At 60.3% G+C, this 23873-nt stretch carries 23 protein-coding genes and 1 pseudogene; 10 read left to right on the top strand and 14 right to left on the bottom strand.

Features of this window, described 5'->3' with window-relative positions:
- Window positions 1-6: 6 nt before the first annotated feature.
- Together ACR9ZQ_RS19400 and cysS are read right to left on the bottom strand one after the other, a co-directional pair.
- On the bottom strand, window positions 7-483 hold the full coding sequence (locus ACR9ZQ_RS19400; protein ID WP_481428577.1) for a GFA family protein: 477 nt from the start codon (window positions 481-483) through the stop codon (window positions 7-9).
- A complete protein-coding gene (gene cysS / locus ACR9ZQ_RS19395) occupies window positions 480-1856 on the bottom strand; it encodes a cysteine--tRNA ligase (RefSeq protein ID WP_481428576.1) in 1377 nt (458 codons plus the stop codon). The genes ACR9ZQ_RS19400 and cysS overlap by 4 nt, the downstream gene beginning before the upstream one ends.
- Before the next feature lie 353 nt (window positions 1857-2209).
- On the opposite strand from cysS, the gene ACR9ZQ_RS19390 reads away from it, so the two are divergent.
- The gene (locus ACR9ZQ_RS19390; RefSeq protein WP_481428575.1) at window positions 2210-2959 is read left to right on the top strand and encodes a glycoside hydrolase family 25 protein; all 750 of its coding nucleotides are present in this window, start codon (window positions 2210-2212) and stop codon (window positions 2957-2959) included.
- A 9-nt stretch (window positions 2960-2968) separates the two neighbouring features.
- On the opposite strand, the gene ACR9ZQ_RS19385 is transcribed toward ACR9ZQ_RS19390, so the two are convergent.
- From ACR9ZQ_RS19385 to radA, 4 genes are all read right to left on the bottom strand, one after another.
- On the bottom strand, window positions 2969-3709 hold the full coding sequence (locus ACR9ZQ_RS19385; protein ID WP_310382837.1) for an SDR family NAD(P)-dependent oxidoreductase: 741 nt from the start codon (window positions 3707-3709) through the stop codon (window positions 2969-2971).
- Between the two features lie 79 nt (window positions 3710-3788).
- Complete coding sequence (gene purF, locus ACR9ZQ_RS19380) at window positions 3789-5279, bottom strand: amidophosphoribosyltransferase (protein WP_481428574.1); 1491 nt, start codon at window positions 5277-5279, stop codon at window positions 3789-3791.
- 230 nt (window positions 5280-5509) lie between these two features.
- On the bottom strand, window positions 5510-6130 hold the full coding sequence (locus ACR9ZQ_RS19375) for a CvpA family protein (protein WP_007820211.1): 621 nt from the start codon (window positions 6128-6130) through the stop codon (window positions 5510-5512).
- Window positions 6131-6219: 89 nt separating this feature from the next.
- Window positions 6220-7620, bottom strand: coding sequence for a DNA repair protein RadA (gene radA / locus ACR9ZQ_RS19370; RefSeq protein WP_481428573.1), 1401 nt, complete (start codon window positions 7618-7620; stop codon window positions 6220-6222).
- 146 nt (window positions 7621-7766) lie between these two features.
- Here radA and ACR9ZQ_RS19365 point away from each other — a divergent pair.
- Window positions 7767-8400 (top strand): annotated as a pseudogene (locus tag ACR9ZQ_RS19365) (LysE family translocator).
- 3 nt (window positions 8401-8403) lie between these two features.
- Here ACR9ZQ_RS19365 and alr read toward each other — a convergent pair.
- The gene (gene alr, locus ACR9ZQ_RS19360) at window positions 8404-9570 is read right to left on the bottom strand and encodes an alanine racemase (RefSeq protein ID WP_310382841.1); all 1167 of its coding nucleotides are present in this window, start codon (window positions 9568-9570) and stop codon (window positions 8404-8406) included.
- A gap of 188 nt (window positions 9571-9758) precedes the next feature.
- Here alr and ACR9ZQ_RS19355 point away from each other — a divergent pair, with 188 nt between their 5' ends.
- The 3 genes from ACR9ZQ_RS19355 (at window position 9759) to ACR9ZQ_RS19345 (ending at window position 11652) form a co-directional block, all read left to right on the top strand.
- Window positions 9759-10580, top strand: a complete 822-nt coding sequence (locus ACR9ZQ_RS19355; RefSeq protein WP_481429335.1) for an AraC family transcriptional regulator — start codon at window positions 9759-9761, stop codon at window positions 10578-10580.
- Window positions 10581-10648: 68 nt separating this feature from the next.
- Window positions 10649-11353, top strand: a complete 705-nt coding sequence (locus tag ACR9ZQ_RS19350; protein WP_481428572.1) for an AzlC family ABC transporter permease — start codon at window positions 10649-10651, stop codon at window positions 11351-11353.
- Window positions 11350-11652 carry an AzlD family protein gene (locus ACR9ZQ_RS19345; protein ID WP_310382843.1) on the top strand — a complete coding sequence of 101 codons (303 nt, stop codon included), beginning with the start codon at window positions 11350-11352 and terminating at the stop codon, window positions 11650-11652. The genes ACR9ZQ_RS19350 and ACR9ZQ_RS19345 overlap by 4 nt, the downstream gene beginning before the upstream one ends.
- Window positions 11653-11677: 25 nt before the next feature.
- Here ACR9ZQ_RS19345 and ACR9ZQ_RS19340 read toward each other — a convergent pair whose 3' ends face one another.
- The 7 genes from ACR9ZQ_RS19340 to ACR9ZQ_RS19310 all read right to left on the bottom strand — a co-directional run bounded on the left by ACR9ZQ_RS19340 (window position 11678) and on the right by ACR9ZQ_RS19310 (window position 18726).
- The gene (locus tag ACR9ZQ_RS19340) at window positions 11678-13174 is read right to left on the bottom strand and encodes a replicative DNA helicase (RefSeq protein WP_007820234.1); all 1497 of its coding nucleotides are present in this window, start codon (window positions 13172-13174) and stop codon (window positions 11678-11680) included.
- Between the two features lie 345 nt (window positions 13175-13519).
- Window positions 13520-14098, bottom strand: a complete 579-nt coding sequence (gene rplI, locus ACR9ZQ_RS19335) for a 50S ribosomal protein L9 (protein WP_481428571.1) — start codon at window positions 14096-14098, stop codon at window positions 13520-13522.
- A 21-nt stretch (window positions 14099-14119) separates the two neighbouring features.
- The gene (locus tag ACR9ZQ_RS19330; RefSeq protein WP_477820233.1) at window positions 14120-15118 is read right to left on the bottom strand and encodes a DUF2232 domain-containing protein; all 999 of its coding nucleotides are present in this window, start codon (window positions 15116-15118) and stop codon (window positions 14120-14122) included.
- Window positions 15119-15245: 127 nt separating this feature from the next.
- Complete coding sequence (gene rpsR / locus ACR9ZQ_RS19325) at window positions 15246-15494, bottom strand: 30S ribosomal protein S18 (RefSeq protein ID WP_007531286.1); 249 nt, start codon at window positions 15492-15494, stop codon at window positions 15246-15248.
- 12 nt (window positions 15495-15506) lie between these two features.
- Entirely contained in the window at window positions 15507-15965 is a 459-nt protein-coding gene (gene rpsF, locus ACR9ZQ_RS19320) for a 30S ribosomal protein S6 (protein WP_007820237.1), read from the bottom strand.
- A gap of 271 nt (window positions 15966-16236) precedes the next feature.
- A complete protein-coding gene (locus ACR9ZQ_RS19315; RefSeq protein ID WP_481428570.1) occupies window positions 16237-17457 on the bottom strand; it encodes an autotransporter outer membrane beta-barrel domain-containing protein in 1221 nt (406 codons plus the stop codon).
- A gap of 225 nt (window positions 17458-17682) precedes the next feature.
- Complete coding sequence (locus ACR9ZQ_RS19310) at window positions 17683-18726, bottom strand: aldo/keto reductase (RefSeq protein ID WP_481428569.1); 1044 nt, start codon at window positions 18724-18726, stop codon at window positions 17683-17685.
- 207 nt (window positions 18727-18933) lie between these two features.
- On the opposite strand from ACR9ZQ_RS19310, the gene fabD reads away from it, so the two are divergent.
- The 5 genes from fabD (at window position 18934) to mltG (ending at window position 23864) form a co-directional block, all read left to right on the top strand.
- On the top strand, window positions 18934-19878 hold the full coding sequence (gene fabD / locus ACR9ZQ_RS19305; RefSeq protein ID WP_481428568.1) for an ACP S-malonyltransferase: 945 nt from the start codon (window positions 18934-18936) through the stop codon (window positions 19876-19878).
- Between the two features lie 29 nt (window positions 19879-19907).
- Complete coding sequence (gene fabG, locus ACR9ZQ_RS19300; protein ID WP_113311640.1) at window positions 19908-20645, top strand: 3-oxoacyl-[acyl-carrier-protein] reductase; 738 nt, start codon at window positions 19908-19910, stop codon at window positions 20643-20645.
- A gap of 286 nt (window positions 20646-20931) precedes the next feature.
- Window positions 20932-21168 (top strand): acyl carrier protein, encoded by a 237-nt coding sequence (locus tag ACR9ZQ_RS19295; RefSeq protein WP_003547058.1) that lies wholly within the window; start codon window positions 20932-20934, stop codon window positions 21166-21168.
- Window positions 21169-21261: 93 nt separating this feature from the next.
- Window positions 21262-22524 (top strand): beta-ketoacyl-ACP synthase II, encoded by a 1263-nt coding sequence (gene fabF, locus ACR9ZQ_RS19290; RefSeq protein ID WP_481428567.1) that lies wholly within the window; start codon window positions 21262-21264, stop codon window positions 22522-22524.
- Window positions 22525-22643: 119 nt separating this feature from the next.
- Window positions 22644-23864 (top strand): endolytic transglycosylase MltG, encoded by a 1221-nt coding sequence (mltG, locus tag ACR9ZQ_RS19285; RefSeq protein ID WP_310382859.1) that lies wholly within the window; start codon window positions 22644-22646, stop codon window positions 23862-23864.
- The last annotated feature ends 9 nt before the right edge of the window (window positions 23865-23873 follow it).

Genomic DNA, 23873 nt, shown 5'->3' with positions numbered 1-23873 from the left:
TTGCCGTCAAGCGGGATCCTCCGGTGGCCAGACCGGCGTATCATGGTCCGGATGCTGATAGGAGACGATCTGGTGAAGGAAAGAGTCCGCCTCGAGATCGTCCTCGCTTCGTGCTCCCGGCAGTTCATGCAGGTGGTCGACGAAGCCGATCTTGGCCTCTACGCCCCATTGCATGCTCGGCGGAAAAGCCGAGGGATCGTCAAACGCGCCAGCCGCAACCGCCATACCGTCAGGCGCTTCATAAGTCAGCGGCGTGCCGCAATCACCACAGAAACCGCGGTTGACGAAATTCGAGGACCGGAAGGTCTTCCGCCGCCCCCTGGTCCACTCGAATTCCATCTTCCGTACGGACACCAGCGGCGCATAATAGGCGCCGAACGCCTTCTGGCACATGCGGCAATGACAGATGGAAGCGTGATGAGGGGTGCCGCGCGCCCGGAAACGGACGGCTCCGCATTGGCATCCGCCGGTATAGGTGTTCATTTCTTCACCTCCCACGTCGTCACCCGCTCGCCTGTTTCGGCATTCTTGCCATCCTTGAGCTGGATACCCTCGGCGGCGAGGGTGTCGCGGATCTTGTCGGCCTCCGCGAAATTCTTCGCCTTCAAGAGCTCCAGCCGCGCCTTGACCCGTGCATCGATTTCCGCGGCCACCGCCTCGTCGATCTCGGTCTTCTTCGGCAGCACGCCGAGCAGAGCCGCACTGGCGGCGAAGACCGCAGGGTCTCCAGATTGGGCGAGCGCATGCAGCGCCTGCACTGCCGCGACCGTATTGAGATCGTCGGCGAGTGCATTCAGCACGGTCTCATCCGGCTTGGCATCGCCGGGTTCGGCCGCCGGCCATTTGGCAAGCAACCGCTCGGCTTCCTCCAGCCGCTTGACCGAGAAGTCGATCGGCTCGCGGTAATGCGTCATCAGCATCGCAAGGCGCAGCACTTCGCCCGGCCACTGACGGCCGGCGAATGTCTCCGTGTGCAGCAACTCGTAGATGGTGACGAAATTGCCTTCGGATTTCGACATCTTGCGGCCTTCGACCTGCAGGAAGCCGTTATGCATCCAGACATTCGCCATCACGGTCGTCCCATGGGCGCAACGCGACTGGGCGATCTCGTTTTCATGATGCGGGAAGATCAGGTCCAGACCGCCGCCATGGATATCGAAGACGTCGCCGAGATAGCGCCCGCTCATGGCCGAGCACTCGATATGCCAGCCCGGGCGGCCTCGACCCCACGGGCTTTCCCAGCCGGGCTCGTTCTCGTCGGACAGTTTCCAGAGCACGAAGTCGCCGGGGCTCTTCTTGTGAGCATCGACGGCAACGCGGGCGCCCGCCTGCTGCTCATCGAGATTGCGCTTCGAAAGCTGGCCGTAATCGGCCATCGACTTGGTGTCGAATAGTACCTCGCCTGATGCCTGATAGGCATGGCCGCGCGCAATCAGCCGTTCGATGATCTCGATCATCTCAGCGATATTGTCGGTGGCGCGCGGCTGCACCGTCGGCTCGAGCGAGCCGAGTGCCAAGGCATCGTCAAGATACTGCTTTTCGGTCTTTTCCGTGACCGCCCGGATCGCCGCATTCAGCGGCAAGCCCGGATAGTCGCGCAGCGCCCGCGCGTTGATCTTGTCGTCGACATCGGTGATGTTGCGGGCATAAGTGACGTGGCTTTCGCCATAGACATGGCGCAACAGGCGGAACAGCACGTCGAAGACGATGACCGGTCGCGCATTGCCGATATGGGCGTAATCATAGACCGTCGGGCCGCACACATACATGCGGACGTTTTTGGCATCGATCGGCTTGAAGACCGATTTCTCCCGCGTCAGCGTATTGTACAGCTTCAGTTCCGGCGTGCCGCCCATTTCACTCTCCTAAAATGCATATGCAGAAAAATACCACCACCGGCAGGCCGGGGCGTTTCGCATCTTGGACATTTGGGAGACGAAAACGGCCAGGCCAGCTTTGGGCTAGCGAATAATCTTCCGGCAAATAATGCAGGTAACCGTTTTCATGACGCGTTTTATGGCGTGGGATCGACGTTTGGTCAAGAGGGCGAGCAACGATCCCGCGGGCAACCGGAGCTATCCATCTCGTGAATCGATGGCAGCGATGAACATCCAGTAAAGGAGGCGTGCTTGCTTTAAGATTTTTGGTCATTTTCAAGACGCAAATCTTGCATAGCCAATTGCGAAACCGGTGAAAATAGGGGGATTGGGTGAGGAGGGCGGCACGATGGACAATAGGAGCGACCGCAATTCTGACAATCGCGTCCGCCGCATATTTCGCCTATGATTTCGGTATGCTTCGCTTCAACAATCCGTCTCTAAGCCGCTATCCGATCCAGGGTATCGATGTCAGCCACCATCAAGGCGATATCGATTGGAAGACTGTCGCGTCGCAGGCGAATGTACGTTTTGCGATCATGAAGGCGACCGAAGGCGGAGATCACCGGGATTCCAAATTTGCCGAGAATTGGCAGCGTGCCGGGGATGCCGGACTGGTAAGGGGTGCGTATCATTTCTTCACCTTCTGTCGCCCGGGCAAGGATCAGGCGCAGAATGTCCTGGCGACGGTGTCAAAGGAGCCGGGGACTTTACCCATTGCAGTCGATCTGGAGTTTGTCGGCAACTGCAACAAGATTCCAACGATCGAGGAAATGGCTGCCGAGGTGAACGCGTTCTTCGTCGAGTTGAAAGGCACCTTTCCGGAGAAGCCCATTTTTTACGTTACTCAGGATTTCTTTGATCAATATCTGAAAGGCAATGAATCACGGTTCCCCGACCATTACCTGTGGCTTCGAAGCGTCTTCAAGGAACCTAGGCAGGAAGAATGCAGTCACTGGTCAATCTGGCAATTCGCCGATAACGGCACCTTGGACGGTATCCAGGGACCGGTCGATCGTAACGCGTTGTGCGCGTCGGAGACCGGTTTCGCTCATCTGTTCGCGACTGCTGCAGCGAATTGAAGCGTCCGGCTATTCCGGCAGCTGGTAATCCACCAGCTTGTTCTCGCGTACGATGAACAGCTTACCGGTCTCGGTCACGCCGGGGCCGAGCAAGGGAAGGATTGCTTTCGCCACCTCGGAAGGATGCGGCAGGCTCATCGGGTCTTCACCCGGAACCGCCTGCGCGCGCATGGCGGTGCGCGTGGCACCCGGATCGACGCTGGTGATACGCAGCGGCGTCGATTGCGTCTCGCCGGCCCAGGTGCGCGCCAATGCTTCGACAGCGGCCTTGGAGGCGGAATAGGCGCTCCAGAAGGGCCGGCATTTATGGGCGGCGCCCGAGGACATGATGACGGCGCGGCCGGCATCCGAGCGGGTCAACAGCGGATCGACCGAGCGGATGAGACGCCAGGTGGCATTCACGTTGATGTTCATGACCTTCTCGAAGACCTTCGCCTCGATATGGCCGATCGGCGAGATGACGCCGAGCACGCCGGCATTGGCGACGAGAATGTCGAGCTTGCCCCAGCGCTCGAAGATCGAGCCGCCGAGGCGGTCGATCGCTTCCATGTCGGCGAGATCGAAGGGAACCAGCGTCGCGGAACCGCCCGCGGCCTTGATGGCATCGTCGAGCTCTTCCAAGCCGCCAACGGTGCGGGCGCAGGCAATTACGTGCGCACCTGCCTTGGCGAGTTCGAGTGCCGTGAAATAGCCGATGCCGCGCGATGCGCCTGTGACCAGCGCGATCTTGCCTTCAAGATTGATGTTCATCTGCCCCGGTTCCCGATGCGCTTGAAAAGGTAAGGGGCGCAATAGGCGCCCCAGATAGGAAAGTCAAAGTCGAAGCGGCTCAGCCGTTGCTGGCAAGCATGGAAATCTTGTTGCCCATGGACTCGCCGTTCTTGTCGAGCAGGCGGGTCGGATAGTCACCGGTGAAATAGTGGTCGGTGAACTGCGGGCGGGCGTTGTTGCGGTCTTCGCCGCCGACGGCGCGATAGAGGCCGTTGATCGACAGGAAGGCCAGCGAATCCGCGCCGATATATTTGGCCATGGTTTCGACATCGGCATACTGGTTTGCCAAGAGCTTATCGGCGTCAGGCGTATCGATACCGTAGAAATCCGGAAAGAAGATCATCGGGCTCGCAACGCGGATATGCACTTCCTTGGCGCCTGCTTCACGGATCATCTGCACGATCTTCAGCGAGGTCGTGCCGCGCACGATGGAATCGTCCACCAGCACCACACGCTTGCCTTCGATCATCGCCCGGTTGGCGGAATGTTTCAGTTTCACGCCGAAGGCGCGGATCTGCTGCGTCGGCTCGATGAAGGTGCGGCCGACATAATGGTTGCGGATGATGCCGTATTCGAAGGGAATGCCGCTCTGCTGCGCATAGCCGAGGGCCGCTGGCGTGCCGCCGTCCGGAACCGGTACGATGACATCGGCATCCACATGGGCTTCCTTGGCAAGGTTCATGCCCATGGCCTTGCGCGTCGTATAGACGTTGCGGCCGCCGACGACCGAATCCGGACGGGCGAAATAGACATATTCGAACAGGCAGAGGCGCTCGGGCAGCGGCTTGCTGGGCTTGCGGGCGTCGATGCTGATCGAGCCGTCAGGCTGGATTTCGCAGATGACGACTTCGCCGTTTTCCACGTCACGAATAAACTTGGCGCCGATAATGTCGAGGGCGCAGGTTTCCGAGCAGAAGATCGGCTTGCCATCGAGTTCGCCCATGACGAGCGGGCGAATGCCGGTCGGGTCGCGCGCCGCGATCAGCTTGGTGCGCGTCATGGCGAGCATCGAATAGCCGCCTTCCATCTGGCGGATGGCGTCGATGAAGCGGTCGGACGTGGAAGCGTGGCGGGAGCGGGCGATGAGGTGAAGGACGACTTCGGTATCCGACGTCGACTGACAGATGGCGCCGGTGGCGATGATCTGGCGGCGGAGTGTCAGGCCATTGGTGAAATTGCCGTTATGGGCAACGGCGATACCGCCTTCTTCCAGTTCGGCAAAGAGCGGCTGCACATTGCGCATCGCCACTTCGCCCGTCGTCGAATAGCGCGTGTGGCCGATCGATATGGTACCGGGAAGGCGGGCGAGTGTTGCCGGGTTGGTATAGTGGTCGCCGACGAGGCCCATATGGCGTTCCTGATGGAAGCGCTTGCCGTCGAAGGAGACGATACCGGCTGCTTCCTGCCCGCGATGCTGAAGCGCATGCAGGCCGAGCGCAGTCAGCGCTGCCGCATCAGGATGTCCCAGAATTCCGAAAACGCCGCATTCCTCATGCAGCGTATCTCCGTCGAGCGGATCGTCAATCGGGAAGGAATGGGACTGGTTCATTTCTGCGGGCCTCTGCTCTCACAAGAATGGATCGGCTTTTCCAGTAGCATGATACCGGAAAAAATGCTGCTTTCCGATAAGTTCATGCTGAATAACACTGCCTCAAAGCCCGTTCACCGGCTCTGAAACGGCTGAGGCCCGGCAGAGCGAAATGCCCGGCCGGACCTTTGATCTTACGTCCCGCTCAAATGGCAATTGCCAGGCCGCGGGTCAAGCTAGTGAACACTGCGTCAATTCGATGGCTGCTGTGCGCCATTGTTAGGCGCGGGTGCTGCGTCTTCTGCCGGAGCCTGATCGTTGGCCGGCGCATTTTCTTCGGTCGTGCGCGCGCCACCAAGCTTCTCGGTGATGCTCTTCTGGATCATCTGCGCGAATTCATCCGGCAGGACAGCCTGCAGGCGAACGACGAGAGAATCCAGGAACGGCTTCGATTTGGCATTATTGACCCAGGACGGGCGATGATCGGCATCGACCAGCCAGTTCCAGAAGGCAACGGCGACGACGAGCAGAAGTATGCCGCGCGCAGCACCGAAGAGGAAGCCCAAAGTGCGGTCGAGCGCGCCGATGCGGCTGTCGATGATGAAATCGGCGACCTTCATGGTGATAAAGGAGATGACGATCAGCGCGATGAGGAAGACGACGGCGGCCGAACCAACGATCGCGATGCGGTCATCGTCCGTGTATCGCTTCGCATAAGGCACGAGATAGGGGTAGAGGTAGTAGGCGGCGGCGGCTGAGCCGCCCCAGCTCGCGATCGAAAGGACTTCGCGCGAAAAGCCGCGGACCATTGCCAGAACGGCGGAGAAGAGCACGACGCCGATGACAATACCGTCGAAAATCGTAATGGGCATATAAATTCCACTCCAGACTGCCGCCTTGCGGGCCGCGTCGCGCCTTGTTTGGCTGATCCTATAGCATTCCCGCTATCGGTGATGAAGGATCAAACGTCTTCTTCCACACGCTGCAACGCCCCTTTCGAGCCAGCAATGCGCGCGATCAGATCCGGCAGGCTCTCGATCTCGCTCCAGCGGCCGTTACCCTTCGGCAGGTCGACGGAACCGGACGGTAGCAGAGCCGCCGAAAACCCCAGCTTTTCGGCTTCTTTAAGGCGCTGGGCGGTTTGCGCAACAGGCCGGACAGCGCCCGACAGGCTGACTTCGCCGAAATAGACGCAATCGGCCGGAAGGGCAATACCGGCAAGCGAGGAAACAAGGGCCGATGCGACCGCAAGATCGGCCGCCGGCTCACTGATGCGAAAGCCGCCGGCGATGTTGAGATAGACGTCATGCTGGCCGAGCCGAACGCCGCAATGGGCCTCCAGAACCGCAAGGATCATCGACAGGCGGGCAGAGTCCCAGCCGACGACCGCGCGCCGCGGCGTGCCGAGCGAAGTGGGGGCGACCAGCGCCTGCACTTCGACGAGTACGGGCCGCGTGCCTTCCATGCCGGCAAAGACTGCAGCACCCGGCGATTTCGAATTGCGCTCGCCGAGAAAGAGTTCGGATGGGTTGGCGACCTCGCGCAGGCCCTTGTCCGACATTTCGAAAACGCCGATCTCGTCGGTCGGTCCGAAGCGGTTCTTCACGGTGCGCAGGATGCGATAGTGATGTCCGCGGTCGCCCTCGAAATAGAGCACGGCATCGACCATATGCTCGACGACACGCGGGCCGGCGATCTGCCCATCCTTGGTCACATGGCCGACGAGCACCATGGCCGCACCCGTCTGCTTGGCAAAGCGGATCATCGACTGCACGCCGGTACGCACTTGGGTGACTGTGCCCGGCGCAGATTCGGCAAGCTCGCTCCAGAGCGTCTGGATGGAATCGATGATGACGAGATCAGGGCGTTTGCCCTCCGCCAGCGTGGCAAGAATGTCCTCGACATTGGTTTCCGCCGCCAGCAACACATCCGTATCGGCGGCATGGAGGCGCTGTGCGCGCAGCCGCACCTGCGCCACCGCCTCTTCGCCGGAGACGTAGATGATCCGGTGCCCGCGACGCGAAAGCGCCGCAGCTCCCTGCATCAGCAGCGTCGACTTGCCGATGCCGGGATCGCCGCCGACGAGCACGGCAGAACCGCGCACGAAGCCGCCGCCGGTCACTCGGTCGAGTTCGGAAATACCAGTTTGGATGCGCGGCGCTTCCTCGATCTCACCGGAGAGAGCCGTCAATGCGACCGGCCGGCCCTTCTTCGGCGTCTTGGCAGGGCCGCCGCCGATACCGCCCATTGGATCTTCCTCGACGATGGTGTTCCACTCGCCGCAATTTTCGCATTTGCCGGCCCAGCGATTATGCACCGCGCCGCAACTCTGGCAGATGAATTGTGTTCTGGCCTTGGCCATCAATGACTGCTTTCGGGTAAGGGGGCGCGGCAAGCGCCCGAATCGGAGTTTTGCCCTAGATAATGGCTTCCGGCATCGATCAAAACTAATGATTTTCCTATCAGCGACCGGGCTGGCAGCATTGCCAGTCTGTCACGGAGTGCATCATGCTCGATTATTCGCTCGCTCACTGGATCGGTTTCTTCCGCGGCGGTTCTTTTGAACATCTCGCCCGGTCCTGACATGGCCTTCATCCTCGGCCACACGATGAAGAGCGGCACACGGGCCGGCTTCTCGGCCGTCTTCGGCATCTGGACGGGTGCCTGCATCCATGTGCTTCTCGCCGCCTTCGGCCTGTCGGCGATCCTTGCCGCCTCGGCAGTCGCCTTCTCCACCGTCAAATGGGTGGGCGCGATCTATCTCGTCTGGCTCGGCATCCAGGCGCTGCGCTCGAAAGGCGAGGGCGGCTTCGTGCGGGCGGCGGGCGAAACGCTCGGCTGGCGGCGCATCTACCGGCAGGGCGTGCTCGTCTCGCTTCTCAATCCGAAGGTAGCGATCTTCTTCCTCGCCTTCCTGCCGCAATTCGTCGTCGAGGGCGCAGGTCCTGCATGGCTGCAGCTTGCCGTTCACGGTGGCCTGATCATTGTGGTGGCGTTTTTCATCGAGCCGCCACTGATCCTGGCCGGAGGCCGCCTTGCCGATCTCTTCAAGAACAATACGAAAATCGGCCTGTGGCTCGACCGCGGTCTCGGCGCGCTCTTCGTGGCGCTTGGTGTCCGCCTCGCACTCACGACACGCTAGAGACTATTCCTCGTCCATTTCGTACTTGCGCTCGTGGCGCAGGCCGATGCTGGTCAGCATCTCATAGCCGATCGTACCCGCCGCCTTCGCCGCATCGTCGACGAGGACATTCTTGCCGAAGAGTTCGATATAGTCGCCGGCACGCACTGCGCCCTCCGGCAGGTCGGTCACGTCGAAGATCGTCTGGTCCATGGTGATACGACCGGCGACCGGCACCTTCTGGCCGGCAACGAAACCCTGTCCACCCTGCGGCACGACCTCGCGCAGCGGCACGCCGCCACTCGACTGGCTGCGCATATAGCCATCGGCATAGCCGGCCGAGACGATCGCCAGCCGGCTGTCGCGAGTCAGTTGCAGCGCCCGCCCATAGCTGACGGATTCGCCGGCCTTGACCGCGCGGATCTGTATGATGCGCGCCTCGGCAGTTGCCACCGGCCGCATCGGGTTTGCGATACCATTGACGGCCTGGCCGCCATAGAGCGCGATGCCCGGCCGGGTGAGATCGAAGTGATAATCATCCCCCAGGAAGATGCCGCCGGAGGCAGCAAGGCTTGAATCGATACCTTCATAGGCGGCGCTAACCGTGCGGAATGATTCAAGCTGCTGCTTGTTCATCGCAGAAGACTGATCGTCGCCGCAGGCAAGATGGCTCATGACGAGAACGGGAGCGAAACTCGCCGGCCGTGACACGTCGTTGGCGAGCGCAATCGCCTCATCCACCGTCAGGCCGAGCCTGTTGAATCCGGTATCGACATGCAGCGCGCACGGATAGTCGCCATAATCGGCAAGCACCGCCATCCAGAAGGCAAGCTGCTCTTCCGAGGAGATGATCGGCACAAGATCGTTTTCGAAGAAACGCCGCTCGGTGCCCGGCCAGATGCCGGCAAGCACGAAGATGCGTGCCTCAGGCGCAAACATGCGCAGCGTGACACCTTCATCGACTGTGGCGACGAAGAAATCCCTCGCGCCGGCAAGATAGAGCGCTTCGCCGGCATCCTCGATCCCCATCCCATAGGCATCCGCCTTGACGACAGCGGCCGTGCGCGCCTTTCCGGAACGGCGCGCCATATCCCGCCAGTTCTCGGCCAGCGCCGTCAGATCGACGGTCAGCCGCAGGCCGGCAGAAGCGAAAAGGTCGTCATCTTCGAAGGGGATAGAAAAATCAGTCATGAATCGCCGCGATAAAAGGGAAAGAAAAATGCTGCCAGTACTCTAGAGAGCATTGTGGCAAAGAGAAAGCACGCGCGGTCACATACCAGCCTTTCCCACATGCGATCACTTTTGTTCAAGACGCAGAGCGGCCAGCGCGCTAATCTGGCGGGATGCAGAACGTTTCGCAGAAAGAGGCGGCAGACGCCATGCCGCTCGCCAAGGTGGAATCGGCCCGCTTCTGGCGGGATAGCCGCTTTCACGACATGGAGTGCCTGAGTGCCTGCTTCCTGACACATGAATATGCCCCGCATGCCCACGACACCTTCAGCATTGGCGCGATCGAAAGCGGCAGCCAGATCGCCACCGTGCGCGGCAGGAGGGAAGAGACCGGTCCGGGCGACCTCTATCTGATCGACCCCGGTGTGGTGCACGATGGCACTCCCGGCGGCGAGGGGTATCGCTACCGGATGATCTACCCGGATACGAAGCTCTTCATCGACATACTGGAGGATGTCACCGGCAAGGCCTTCAACGCAACACCGTCCTTTGCGGGAGCGCTGCCGCGCGATCCGCAACTTGCAAAAGCTTTCCACACTGCCCACCGCACGCTTGAAAGTGGAGCGGGCGCGCTGGAATCCGATGAAAGCATGTTCTCGGTGCTGGCTGCGATCTTCGCCCGCTATGGCAGCACGATCGTCCTGCCCGTCGACACCAAGGAGCGCAGCGCTGTCGCCCGCGCCCGCGATTACCTCACCGAGAATTTCGACAGCGATGTCGGCCTTGAGGAACTGGCCAAGGTGGCAGGGCTAAGCCGCGCCCATCTGATCCGCGCCTTCCGCAGGGAATATTATATCACCCCGCATGCCTTCCTGACCGATCGGCGCGTGCTCGTCGCTCGTCGGTTGCTGAGGGAGGGCTGCATGCCGGCCGATGTCGCCGTTGAATGCGGCTTTGCCGATCAGGCGCATTTCACCCGCCACTTCAAATCGCGCACCGGCGTCACCCCCGGCCAGTTCCGCGTCGCCTGATCACTTTCGTTCAATACAGGCTTCCATTGTTCGGCTACTTCTCCGCCATCTTGATGCGGAGATTGCCAATGTTGCAGCAAAGCCGGCCGGCCGGCGAATTTCTTGCCGGAATGCGAGCCATTTTCCCATTGATCGTCGCGGTCCTGCCGATTGGGCTAGTCTTCGGCGCAGTTTCGGCGACCAAGGGTCTCTCGGCCCTGGAAACGACGTTGATGAGCGCGCTCGTCTTTGCCGGCGGCTCGCAATTCGTGGCGATGGATATCTGGACGCATCCGGCAAGCTGGATCGGTGTCGGTTTCGCGGCCCCGCTCGTCAATATCCGCCACGTGCTGATGAGCGCCTCGATCGGCACGAAGATGCAGTCCTTCTCCGGCATCAAGCGTTATATCGCCATGCTCTTCCTCGCCGATGAGCTCTGGGCCATGGCGGAATTCCGCGCCGGCAGCACGCGTCTGACCCCGGCCTGGTATGCAGGCATCGTCATGCCCTTCTACCTCACCTGGGTCGGCTCATCGCTTGCAGGTGCGCTGCTCGGCGCCTTTCTCGGCGATCCCACCGTCATTGGGCTCGACTTCGCCTTTCCGGCCGTCTTCATCGTGCTGGTAATGGGCTTCTGGAAGGGACCGGAAACCGGCGCCGTTCTCGCCGCAAGCGGGATTGCGGCCGTTGCGGTCCATCAGTTTGTGCCAGGTGTCTGGTATATCGCAGCCGGCGCGCTGGCGGGGCTGGCAATGGCTCTCTGGAGAGGCAAGGTAAGGGAGCAGGCGGCATGACGCTCGATCTCAGCACACTGCTCGCCATTCTCGCCATGGCTGCCGCGACGATCTTCACCCGCATCAGTGGCCTCGTGCTGATCCGCTATGTGGAAATTGACGAGAACAGGAGAACGGCAATCGAAGCCATCCCACCGGCCGTGCTGATGGCTGTCATTGCCCCGACCGCTTTTGCGACCGGCTGGGCGGAGACGCTGGCATGTGTGGTCACCGCAATCGCCGCCACCCGCTTGCCGATGCTGGCGAGCGTTGTTGTCGGCGTTGCAACAGTGGCTTTGCTGCGAGCTGCAGGACTTTAGAAGAAGTTGACGCGGAAAGCCCGCGTCAATGTTCCTCATACTGTGTGAAGGACGGATCGGCGAGATCGGCGAAGCGCGTGAATTCCGACTGGAAGGCGAGCTTCACCGTGCCGGTCGGTCCGTGACGCTGCTTGGCGATGATGACGTCTGCCGTTCCCTTCACCTTGTCGAACAGTGCTTCCCATTCCGGATATTTCGGATCGTGGATATCGCGCGGTTCCATGTTCTTCACGTAATATTCCTCGCGGAACACGAAGAGCACGACGTCGGCGTCCTGCTCGATCGAGCCGGATTCGCGAAGGTCGGAAAGCTGCGGGCGCTTGTCTTCGCGGCTTTCGACGGCACGCGAGAGCTGCGACAGCGCGATGATCGGCACGTTCAGTTCCTTGCCGAGCGCCTTGAGACCCGTGGTGATCTGAGTGATTTCCTGAACGCGGTTCTCGTTGGATTTGCCGGAGCCGGTCATCAGCTGCACGTAGTCGACAACGAGCACGTCGAGGCCGCGCTGGCGCTTGAGACGGCGGGCGCGCGCCGAGAGCTGGGCGATCGAAATACCACCGGTCTGGTCAATGAAGAGCGGCACTTTCTGCATCATCATCGAGCAGGCGACGAGCTTTTCGAAATCGGCATCGTTGATGTCGCCGCGGCGGATCTTCGAGGAGGAGACTTCCGTCTGCTCGGAGATGATACGCGTGGCGAGCTGTTCGGACGACATTTCGAGCGAGTAGAAGCCGACGACGCCGCCGTTCTTCGCCTTCATGCTGCCATCGGACTGCACTTCGCCTTCGTAGGCGGCAGCGATGTTATAGGCGATGTTGGTGGCAAGCGAGGTCTTGCCCATGCCGGGACGTCCTGCAAGCACGATCAAGTCCGATCGCTGCAAGCCGCCCATCTTGGAATCGAGCGAATGGATGCCGGTGGAAATGCCGGAGAGGCCACCGTCGCGTTCCTTGGCAACGGCCGCCATGTCGATGGCGAGCGCCACGGCATCGTTGAAAGCCTGGAAGCCGCCATCGTAGCGGCCGTTTTCGGCAAGCTCGAAAAGACGGCGTTCGGTATCCTCGATCTGCGCCTGCGGCGGCATGTCGAGCGGCGCGTCATAGGCGATATTGACGACATCTTCGCCAATGGTGATCAGCGCGCGGCGGATCGCCAGGTCATAGATCGCCCGGCCATAGTCCTCGGCGTTGATGATCGTCACGGCACCGGTGACGAGACTGGCGAGATATTGAGAAACGGTGATGTCGCCGACCTTTTCGTCGGCCGGCAGGAAGGTCTTGACCGTGACCGGATTGGCGATCTTGCCCATGCGAATGATGTCGCCGGCGACTTCGAAGATCTTCCGGTGCAGCGGCTCGTAAAGATGCGTGGGCTTGAGGAAGTCGGACACCCGGTAATAGGCGTCGTTGTTCATCAGGATGGCGCCGAGCAGCGCCTGTTCGGCCTCGATGTTGTTCGGCGCTTCGCGATAGTGCTGCTCTGCAGGAGCAACGGCGGCAATCTTTCGTGCAGCTTCGTTCATCGTCATCCGTACTGTCTTTTTCCAAAACTCGGATTTGCAGGGCGGGCCGCATAAAATCAAGTCTCGCGCAGTAACTGCTTTCAAGCGGTCGTCAAATTAGCAGCGCTGTGCACGTTCTTCGACTTCTCCACAGTCGGCGGGGTCCGCTGAGGAGAAATATCCTGACTGTCACTTGCGGGACACGCAGCCCGCGGCGACTCACTTCGTCATTCCAACATTCCGTTATCTTATCGCCCCTGATTGGAAGGCGCAGCAGAAAAGCCCGACATTCTTCTGAAGACCCACATCTAAGCAACAAAAAAGCCCGGCGCGAGCCGGGCTTTCCGTCCTGTCTGAAAACAGAAATTATGCTTCGTCTTCGTCGATGCCGTCGGCTTCCGGATCGAAGAAGTCTTCCGGACGCAGGGCGTCTTCGTCAACGCCATAGATGGCGTCGACAGAGGTGAGCTCTTCGCCCTTGGACTGACGCTCGGCTTCTTCGGAGGAACGGGCAACGTTCAGCTCGATGTTGATCTCAACTTCAGCATGGAGCTGCAGCTCGACCTTGTGCAGGCCGATTGCCTTGATCGGCGTGTTGAGGTGAACCTGGTTGCGAGCGATGTTGAAGCCTTCGGCGGCCAGAATGTCGACGACGTCACGGGCAGCGACGGAGCCGTAGAGCTGGCCGGTTTCGCCGGCAGAGCGGACGACGATGAAGGACTTGCCGTCGAGAACGTCGGCGACCTTCTGGGCTTCGGACTTGCGCTCGAGGTTACGAGCTTCGAGCGTCGCGCGCTCGGCTTCGAAACGAGCCTTGTTGGCAGCATTGGCGCGCAGTGCCTTGCCGAGCGGCAGGAGGTAGTTGCGTGCGAAGCCGTCGCGAACCTTTACGGTTTCGCCCATCTGGCCAAGCTTGGAGATGCGTTCGAGGAGGATGACGTCCATGGTGTTTTTCCTTTCTTATTCTCAGATTTCGCTATCGGGTTGTTTGGGGGCATCAGCATCCTTGGTCGGGGTCAGGGCGATCGCCTTGCGGGTATCGGCGAGACCAAGCACGAGGATGAAAAGGGCTGGCAGCATCATGGTGGATGCCAGGTAGCAGAGGATGAGGGCCGGCAAGCGCCAGTCCTTGCCGCGCGTGCGGAAATGCAGCGCGGCGAAGCCGGACATCAGGAAGCCGGCACCGAAGGCTCCGACCACCGTGGCGCCGATCATCGCCGGAATGCCGCCCATGAAGGTGGCGGCAAGACCGGCGAGGAAGATGAAGATCGAATTGCGGTTCATGCGCAGCGACGAGGGGATATCCTCGCGCGGGCGCAGGCCTTTACCGGAAGCGGCAACGATGCGCGTCGCGATGTAATAGGCGGCAAACAGCATTACCACCCAGATGGCGCCCTGCAGAGCCGGCAGCATCAGGACGACGAGCGACTTCGTTTGCGCAGTCGCGACGGGATCCGGAACGAATGTCGGCTGCTGCTCCTGCAGCGAGGCCATCAGCACATCGACCATCTGGTCGGTGATCTCAGGCCCGTAGCCGATCATGATGCCGGTCACGATGACGGCAAAGGTGACGAGACCGCAGAGATGCAGCAGGATATCGGAAAGCGGATACCAGGCGAGCAGATTGTCGGGGCCGCCGAGTTCGGAGGCCGGGCGCGCAAGGTTCGCAAGGTGGCTCAGCCAGCCTGCCGGCAGCAGCGTCACCAGCGTCATGACGAGCGCGAAGGAAGGCGAAATGGCAATCGCGCCGAGCACAGCAGCGGTGACGACAGCGGAAATGGCGGCGAGATTGCCCCAGCCGAGGCCGACGAGCAGGATCGGAAGTGCGGAAGCGGCGTAAAGCACAGCACTGAACGACGGCTGCATGCTCGCGCCAAGCACAAGCAAGGCGGCGGTCAATCCGGCGAGTGCGCCGATCGCAAGCGTTTTCGGGTTCAGTTTTGTCACTTCGCTGTCCTGCTTCATCAAGCAGTTAGAGGATTTCCCTGAGAGAGTTCGGGAGATGCCTCAACATGGGTTTTCAGGTTCCGATCCGCGCCCATCGCGGAAGGGAGGAAGCCCCGGATCGGAAATCCGGGGCTCCAATAGTCAGTTATGCTACGACGTACGGCAGCAGGCCGAGGAAGCGGGCGCGCTTGATCGCCTGGGCGAGTTCGCGTTGCTTCTTCTGGGAAACGGCCGTGATGCGGGACGGAACGATCTTGCCGCGCTCGGAAATGTAGCGCTGCAGGAGACGGACGTCCTTGTAGTCGATCCGCGGAGCGTTTGCACCCGAGAACGGGCAGGTCTTGCGACGACGATGGAACGGACGACGGACCGGAGCGGAGGAAGATTCAGACATTCTTATTTCTCCTTATGCACGGTCTTCGCGGGGAGCGCGATCAGGACGCGGGCCACGCTGGAAGTCGCCGTCACGGCGCGGCGGACGATCGCCGAATTCGCGGCGCGGGCCACGGTCGCCGCCTTCACGCGGGCCACGGTCGTCGCGGTCGCGCTTCTGCATCATGGCAGACGGACCGTCTTCGTGCTTTTCAACAGCGATGGTCATGTAGCGAAGAACGTCTTCGCTGATGCGCATCTGGCGTTCCATTTCCTGGATCGCAGCTGCCGGTGCATCAATGTCCATCAGGGCGTAGTGAGCCTTGCGGTTCTTCTTGATGCGGTAGGTGAGGGACTTGAGGCCCCAGTTTTCGATACGCCCGACTTTACCGCCGTTTGCTTCGATCACGCCCTTGTACTGTTCTACGAGGGCATCGACCTGCTGCGACGTGATATCCTGTCGGGCAAGGAATACATGTTCATAAAGAGCCATGACAGCTTTGCCTTTCTTGCGTTGATCAGAACCCGGCATTCGGCGGCTAAGCCTCAACGACTGCTCCTGAGAGGCGATAAGCGCCAAGCAAGAAAAGCGTTTCCGAGACGGTCGAGAGCGGAGACACGGGAGGCTGGAACGCTTCCGTTCCGAACGGTTCGCATGAAGCAAACCGGCCCTCCGTTCAGCCACCAGCCAGAAGACCGGGTTAACGAACAGGCGCGCTTATACGGATTTTTGAGCGAAAGGCAAGGGAACCGGGCAAGAAACCTTATTTCGTCACCTCGGGCCGGACGAAGACGGTCTGTCCCGGTGGATTATCGACGAAGAACTGGTCGTCGGCAATCAGCAGCGATTGTGTTCCGCTCTTATAGGCGAATTGCAAACTCTCTGCCTCCGCCATGCGGCCAGTGAGGTTGATCGTTATCGTATCTGCGCTGTCGGCAAAACTGATCTGCAGTGTATTGCCCTGCCGTTCTATGACAGCATCTGCCATGTCACCCCGGTCGGTTCCATCAGAACTGAAGCGCATGATCTCCAAGGGATTGTTCGTCTCGATGATATCGTGACCATCGCCCTCGGCGAAATGATAGGTCGATTGCACGGTGGATGTGCTGTTGATGACGACATAATCATCGCCCTTGCCGCCGGAAATATTGTACGCAGCAGCCGTCGCATTGACGGAGATGACGTCGTTGCCGTCGCCGCCATCGATACCGCTCGCATTGACGGCCGTCACTTCGATGAGATCATCGCCGCTGCCGCCGTCAACGCTGAATACATTCCGCGAGCTGACGGTTATCGCGTCATCGCCTTTCCCGCCTGCCGTACTAAACGCAAAGGCAGCGGAACTGATGTTGATTGTGTCGTTGCCATCGTCGCCATCGGTGCTCCTCACGCTGGTCGTGCTTTCAAGGACGATCGTATCGTCGCCTTTGCCGCCGCCGGTGGAGCCGATCCCCTTGACCAGATTTTCAATGGTGCCGAGCGGCCCGCTGACATCAGCAGTTGTTTCGATGGAAATTTGATCGTCACCGCCGCCGCCATCAACCCAGGCGACATTCCCGCCGCTGGTAATCGAGATGGAGTCGTCGCCTCTGCCCGAGTTGATGTGCGCCACGGCGGGATTGGAGGTCTGTTCCTGGCCTTGTCCCCCGGCGCGGATGTTGATGACGTCGTCGCCGCGTCCGGTCGATACCTTGTTGACCTCATTGGCGGTGATATCGACAACATCATTCCCGCTGCCTGTCGTCACTGAGGCTGTGCCGCCAGGGGAGTTGATCAGCACGCCGGCATTACCCTTCGCATCCATGATGATCCGCATGATGCTGTCGATTGCGCCACCATTTGCGCCGGCCGCTGTGACACCGACTTGGGCGAAGACACCAGGTTCATGTTTGCCGCCGCCATTGTTGATTGACGCGCTCTGAAGCAGCTGAAGCGCATACTCGCCGCGGAAACGGGCATGAAATGTCTGGGAAATACCGATCACTGCAAAGCTCCTCCCGTCTTCTTTGCCTTCTCATGAAGCCCGAAGATCGATGGCCGCTGTCATGGCGGGAAAATCATTGCTGAAACTGAGCGGGATGGTGCCGGTGATCGATTAAATGCCACTTAACAGCGAAGTGCGAAATGCAGCTACAAACATTGGTAGACGCCGCTGGGAATAAAAGAGGCGCGATTGCTCGCGCCTCCACATATTTGGGACAGAAAGCTCTCAGAGCGGCATCGGATACTGCCGGTGAACCTTCTCGATCTCGGCAAGCGCATCGTTGCTGAGCGCCACGTTCGCCGAGCCGATATCCGTCTTCAGCTGCGCCATCGTTGTCGCGCCGATAATGACCGAGGTCATGAAGCGGCGGGTCAGGCAGAAGGCAAGCGCCATCTGCGAGGGATCGAGGCCATGGCGGGCGGCGATGTCGAGATAGGCCTTCGTCGGCGCTTCCTGCAGCGGCTGCAACCGGCCGCCGAGGTCGCCGTTGATCGATGCGCGCGTGCCCGCCGGCTTCTGGCCGTTGATGTACTTGCCGGTCAGGATGCCGGCGGCAAGCGGCGAATAGGCGAGCAGGCCGACATCTTCGTGGTGGGAGAGTTCCGCCAGGTCGAGATCGAAATGGCGGTAGAGGAGATTGTATTCGTTCTGGACGCTGGCGACGCGCGGCAGGTCCATCTGCTTGGACAGCGTCAAATATTTCTGGATACCCCAGGTCGTTTCGTTGGACAGGCCGAAGGCACGGATCTTACCTTCCTTCACCAACGCGCCCATGGTTTCGACAATGTCTGTCATGTTGGCGACGGCTTTGGCGCGGTCCTGCTTGAAAGGATCATAGTGCCAGTTCTGCCGGAAATGGAAATGGCCGCGGTTCGGCCAGTGGACCTGATAGAGATCGATATAGTCGGTCTTGAGCCGCTTCAGGCTGGAGTCGACCGCGAGCCTTATGTTCTTGGAATCGGCGCCTTCACCGTCGCGCAGATAGGAACGGCCGGTGCCGGCGACCTTGGTGGCGAGCACGATATCCTTGCGCTTGCCGGTCTTTTCGAACCAGCTGCCGATATAGTCTTCCGTGCGGCCCTGCGTTTCTGCCGAAACGGGCGTGGTCGGATAAAGCTCGGCAGTATCGAAGAAATTGATGCCTTCCTGGACAGCGTAGTCCATCTGTTCATGGGCTTCCGCCTCGCTGTTCTGCGTGCCCCAGGTCATAGTGCCAAGGCAAATCTCGGAAACGGAAATATCTGTACGGCCTAATTTATTGTATTTCATCGGAAACCTTGGGCGTGGTCTGAGAAAGAAAGGGCTTGGGAAGAGCCGCGCAAATCTAGGCCGGATTTGCCGAAGCGCAAGAGGAAAAACCAGGTGTTCCCGCTGGGGCGAAAGGCTTTGGAGAGAATCTGCCGCCACTTGACTCTGAAAGAAAGAATGTCAATTGGAGGCGAAATGGCCCAATGGGCACTATCGAGGGACCGAAAAATGACCATTGCTTTCACTTTTCCCGGCCAGGGCAGCCAGGCCGTCGGCATGGGCAAGGATCTCGCCGAGAATTTTGCGGAAGCCCGCACCGTTTTCGAAGAGGTCGATGAAGCGCTCGGTGAAAAGCTTTCCGATGTCATCTTCAACGGTCCCGAGGACAAGCTGACGCTGACGGCAAACGCCCAGCCGGCGCTGATGGCCGTCTCGATGGCCGTCATCCGCGTTCTGGAAGCCAAGGGCCTCGACCTGAAGGCGAAGGTCGCTTACGTCGCCGGCCATTCGCTCGGCGAATATTCCGCCCTCTGTGCCGCCGGCACTTTCTCGATCGCCGACACGGCTCGACTTCTGCGCATCCGCGGCAACGCCATGCAGGCCGCCGTGCCTGTCGGTGTCGGCGCCATGGCCGCCATCATCGGCCTCGAACATGCCGACGTGCAGGCCATCTGCGAAGAAGCCGCAGCGATCGGCTCCTGTCAGATCGCCAATGACAATGGCGGCGGCCAGCTCGTCATATCAGGTGAGAAGTCGGCCGTCGAAAAGGCCGCCGGCCTTGCGACCGACAAGGGCGCTAAACGCGCCATCCTGCTGCCGGTCTCCGCTCCCTTCCATTCGAAGCTGATGGCGCCTGCCGCAGACGCCATGCGTGAGGCACTCGCCGGTGTGAAGAAGACCAATCCGGCCGTGCCTGTCATCGCCAATGTCCGCGCTGCTCCAGTCACTGACGCTGAGGAGATCGCCGCACTTCTCGTCGAGCAGGTCACCGGACAGGTTCGCTGGCGCGAAACGGTGGAATGGTTCGCCGCAAATGGCGTCACAACGCTCTATGAACTCGGTGCCGGCAAGGTGCTGACCGGCCTTGCGCGCCGCATCGACAAGAATATCAATGGCGTCTCTGTAAACGGCCCTGCCGATATCGACGCTGCCATTACCGCTCTCACGGCCTGATTGCCCCACTTCATATAAGGAACGTTCCCATGTTCGATCTTTCCGGCCGCAAGGCTCTCGTCACCGGCGCATCGGGCGGCATTGGCGAAGAAATCGCCCGCCTTCTCCATAAACAGGGCGCCATTGTCGGCCTGCACGGCACCCGTGTCGAAAAGCTCGAGGCCTTGGCAAATGAGCTAGGCGACCGCGTCAAGATCTTCCCGGCGAACCTGTCGGATCGCGATGAGGTGAAGGCTCTCGGCCAGAAGGCGGAAGCCGATCTCGAAGGCGTCGATATCCTGGTCAACAACGCCGGCATCACCAAGGACGGCCTCTTCGTGCGCATGAGCGACGAAGACTGGGATGCCGTTCTCGAAGTGAACCTGACGGCGACCTTCCGCCTGACACGCGAGCTCACCCATCCGATGATGCGCCGCCGGTATGGCCGCATCATCAACATCACCTCGATCGTCGGCGTCACCGGCAACCCGGGCCAAGCCAACTACTGCGCCTCCAAGGCGGGCATGATCGGCTTCTCGAAGTCGCTGGCACAGGAAATCGCCACCCGCAACGTGACGGTCAACTGCGTTGCGCCGGGCTTCATCGAAAGCGCCATGACCGGCAAGCTGAACGACAAGCAGAAGGAAACGATCATGGGTGCGATCCCCATGAAGCGCATGGGAACCGGTGCCGAAGTGGCCTCTGCCGTCGTCTATCTCGCCTCCTCGGAAGCGGCCTATATGACGGGTCAGACGCTGCACGTAAACGGCGGCATGGCCATGATCTGAAACGATTAGCTGCCGCAGCCGCCGATTTCAGCCAATAGCGTGTTGAGCAATCACGAACGGTTGATTTTCTGGCTTTGCGGCAGACTTAAAGCATGTTAAGCGGGCCATGACTGTCAACAGTCGTCCCGAAAAAAGCAGACGGACCGGCGGGCTTTTCGCAAGCCTGGGACTTCTCTAAAGCCGGGTAAACGAGTTTGCCGAGGATGTCTGAAAGCATCGCAGGCTGAAACAGGGTAGGGGTGTCAGAAAGACATTCCGATCAGGACATAAGGTCGAGGAAACCGACATGAGCGATATCGCAGAACGCGTAAAGAAAATTGTTATTGATCATCTTGGCGTCGATGCCGACAAGGTCGTCGAGAGCGCCAGCTTTATCGACGATCTGGGCGCAGACTCGCTCGACACGGTCGAACTGGTCATGGCCTTCGAAGAAGAATTCGGCGTTGAAATCCCCGATGATGCCGCTGACTCGATCCTGACGGTTGGCGATGCCGTGAAGTTTATTGAAAAGGCTCAGGCCTGATTCTGCGCATTCGAGAAAGGGCGGGCCAAGAGTCCGCCCTTTTCTTTTGAGCATGTTTCTCCATAAAACATAACAGACGGGGGAAAGCAGTCGATGAGAAGGGTCGTCATAACAGGTGCCGGCATGGTATCGCCCTTGGGATGCGGAGCAGAAATTACCTGGTCCCGCCTGCGTGCGGGAGCAAACGGCGCCCGCCTCGTGACCGAATTCGAGGTCGATGATCTCCCTGCCAAGATTGCTTGCCGCATTCCCGTTGGCGATGGTTCGGACGGCACCTTCAATGCTGACGACTGGATGGAGCCGAAGGAACAGCGCAAGGTAGACCCCTTCATTATCTACGGCATGGCCGCCGCCGATATGGCGCTCAAGGATGCCGACTGGCATCCCGAAACCGATGAGGACCAGATCGCGACAGGCGTGCTGATCGGCTCCGGCATCGGCGGCATCGAAGGCATTGTCGAAGCCGGCTATACGCTGCGCGACAAGGGCCCGCGCCGCATCTCTCCTTTTTTCATTCCAGGCCGACTAATCAACCTCGTCTCCGGCCAGGTTTCCATTCGCCACAAGCTGCGCGGCCCGAACCATTCGGTCGTCACCGCCTGCTCCACCGGTGCGCATGCCATTGGTGATGCTGCCCGCCTTATCGCGCTCGGCGATGCCGATGTCATGGTAGCCGGCGGCACGGAATCTCCGGTCAGCCGCATTTCGCTTGCCGGCTTTGCCGCCTGCAAGGCACTGTCGACGCAGCACAACGACGACCCGCAGAAGGCGTCGCGCCCCTATGACAAGGACCGTGATGGTTTCGTCATGGGCGAGGGCGCCGGTATCGTGGTACTCGAAGAGCTCGACCATGCGCTGGCACGCGGCGCCAAGATCTATGCCGAAGTGGTCGGTTACGGGCTTTCCGGCGATGCCTTCCACATCACCGCTCCGTCGGAAGACGGCGACGGCGCGTTCCGCTGCATGACCATGGCGCTGAAGCGCGCCGCCCTGACGCCTGCAGATATCGACTACATCAACGCCCACGGCACCTCGACCATGGCCGATACGATCGAGCTCGGTGCCGTCGAGCGCCTCGTCGGCAATGCAGCGTCGAAGATCTCGATGTCGTCGACCAAATCCGCGACCGGCCACCTGCTCGGTGCTGCCGGCGCCATCGAGGCGATCTTCACGACCCTCGCAATTCGGGATAACGTCGCCCCTCCGACGCTCAATCTCGACAATCCTGAGCGGGAGACTGCGATCGATCTTGTTCCGCACAAGGCTCGTGAGCGAGAAATTAACGTGGCGCTATCCAACTCGTTCGGATTCGGCGGCACGAATGCATCGCTCGTGTTGCGCCGCTACGTCGCGTAACAGGCGGTTCACCGAGCACGGGCGAACGTCAAACGGCGTCATGAAGCGCGGCAGAACCTGTTTTTGCCGCATTACTTCGCGAAATAGCGAAGCGGGGGCCAAGTTTTAGAGGATTGCCGGTGAGCGATACGACCAACCAGAGCAGCGACAACGGCCAGCCGGCGCAGAAGGGACCGATCATCCCGAAATCGCCGAGCGAAGCCCTGCGCCCGGAACGTGTTCCCGAGCCGCCGAAGCGCTCCAGGAATGCCCGCAGCCAGGTCGTCCTCTTCCTGAATTTCGTCATGACCATGGCTGTGGTCGTCTGCATCGCCGGTCTCATCGGCTTCTACTACGCCATTACTGCCTATCAGAATCCCGGCCCGCTGCAGACGAACACCAACTTCATCGTCCGCAATGGCGCAGGCCTCGCGGAAATCGCCACGAATCTCGAGCGCAATCTCATCATCTCGGACGCGCGCGTCTTCCGTTATCTGACCGCGACGCATCTGAGCGCCGGCGAAAGCCTCAAGGCGGGTGAATACGAGATCAAGGCGCATGCATCCATGAACGAGATCATGGAGCTTCTGAAATCAGGCAAGTCGATCCTCTATTCCGTCTCCTTCCCCGAAGGTCTGACGGTGCGGCAGATGTTCGACCGCATGCTGGACGATCCGGTGCTCGAAGGCGACCTGCCGGCGGCTCTGCCGGCAGAAGGCAGCCTGCGGCCCGATACCTACAAGTTCTCGCGCGGCACCAAGCGGTCTGAGATCATCGATCAGATGGCTGCCGCCCAGCAGAAGCTGGTCGACCAAATCTGGGAACGGCGTGATCCGTCCCTGCTTTTGAAGAGCAAGGAAGAGTTCGTCACGCTCGCCTCCATCGTCGAGAAGGAGACGGGAGTGCCGGACGAGCGCGCTCATGTCGCCTCCGTCTTCCTGAACCGTCTGGGCAAGGGCATGCGTCTGCAGTCCGATCCGACCATCATCTACGGTCTCTTCGGTGGCGATGGTAAACCTGCAGACCGGCCGATCTATCAGTCGGACCTGAAAAAAGAGACGCCCTTCAATACCTACGTCATCAAGGGCTTGCCGCCGACGCCGATCGCCAATCCCGGCAAAGACGCGCTGGAAGCTGTCGCCAATCCCTGGAAGACGCAGGACCTCTATTTCGTTGCCGATGGCACCGGCGGCCACGTCTTTGCGGCAACGCTCGAAGACCACAACGCCAACGTCAAGCGCTGGCGTAAGCTGGAAGCCGACAAGGGCGCCGATCCCGAAATTGTCGTCGACGGACAGCCGGAGGACCAGCCTGCGGACAATACATCCGCGGTTCCGCCGAAGAAAAAGAAGATCAACTGATATCGGGAG

It is taken from the genome of Rhizobium sp. KNZ14-9A (assembly GCF_056755015.1).
Note: the sequence above shows the minus strand (reverse complement) of the source record. Positions and strands in the feature narration are given on the sequence as shown.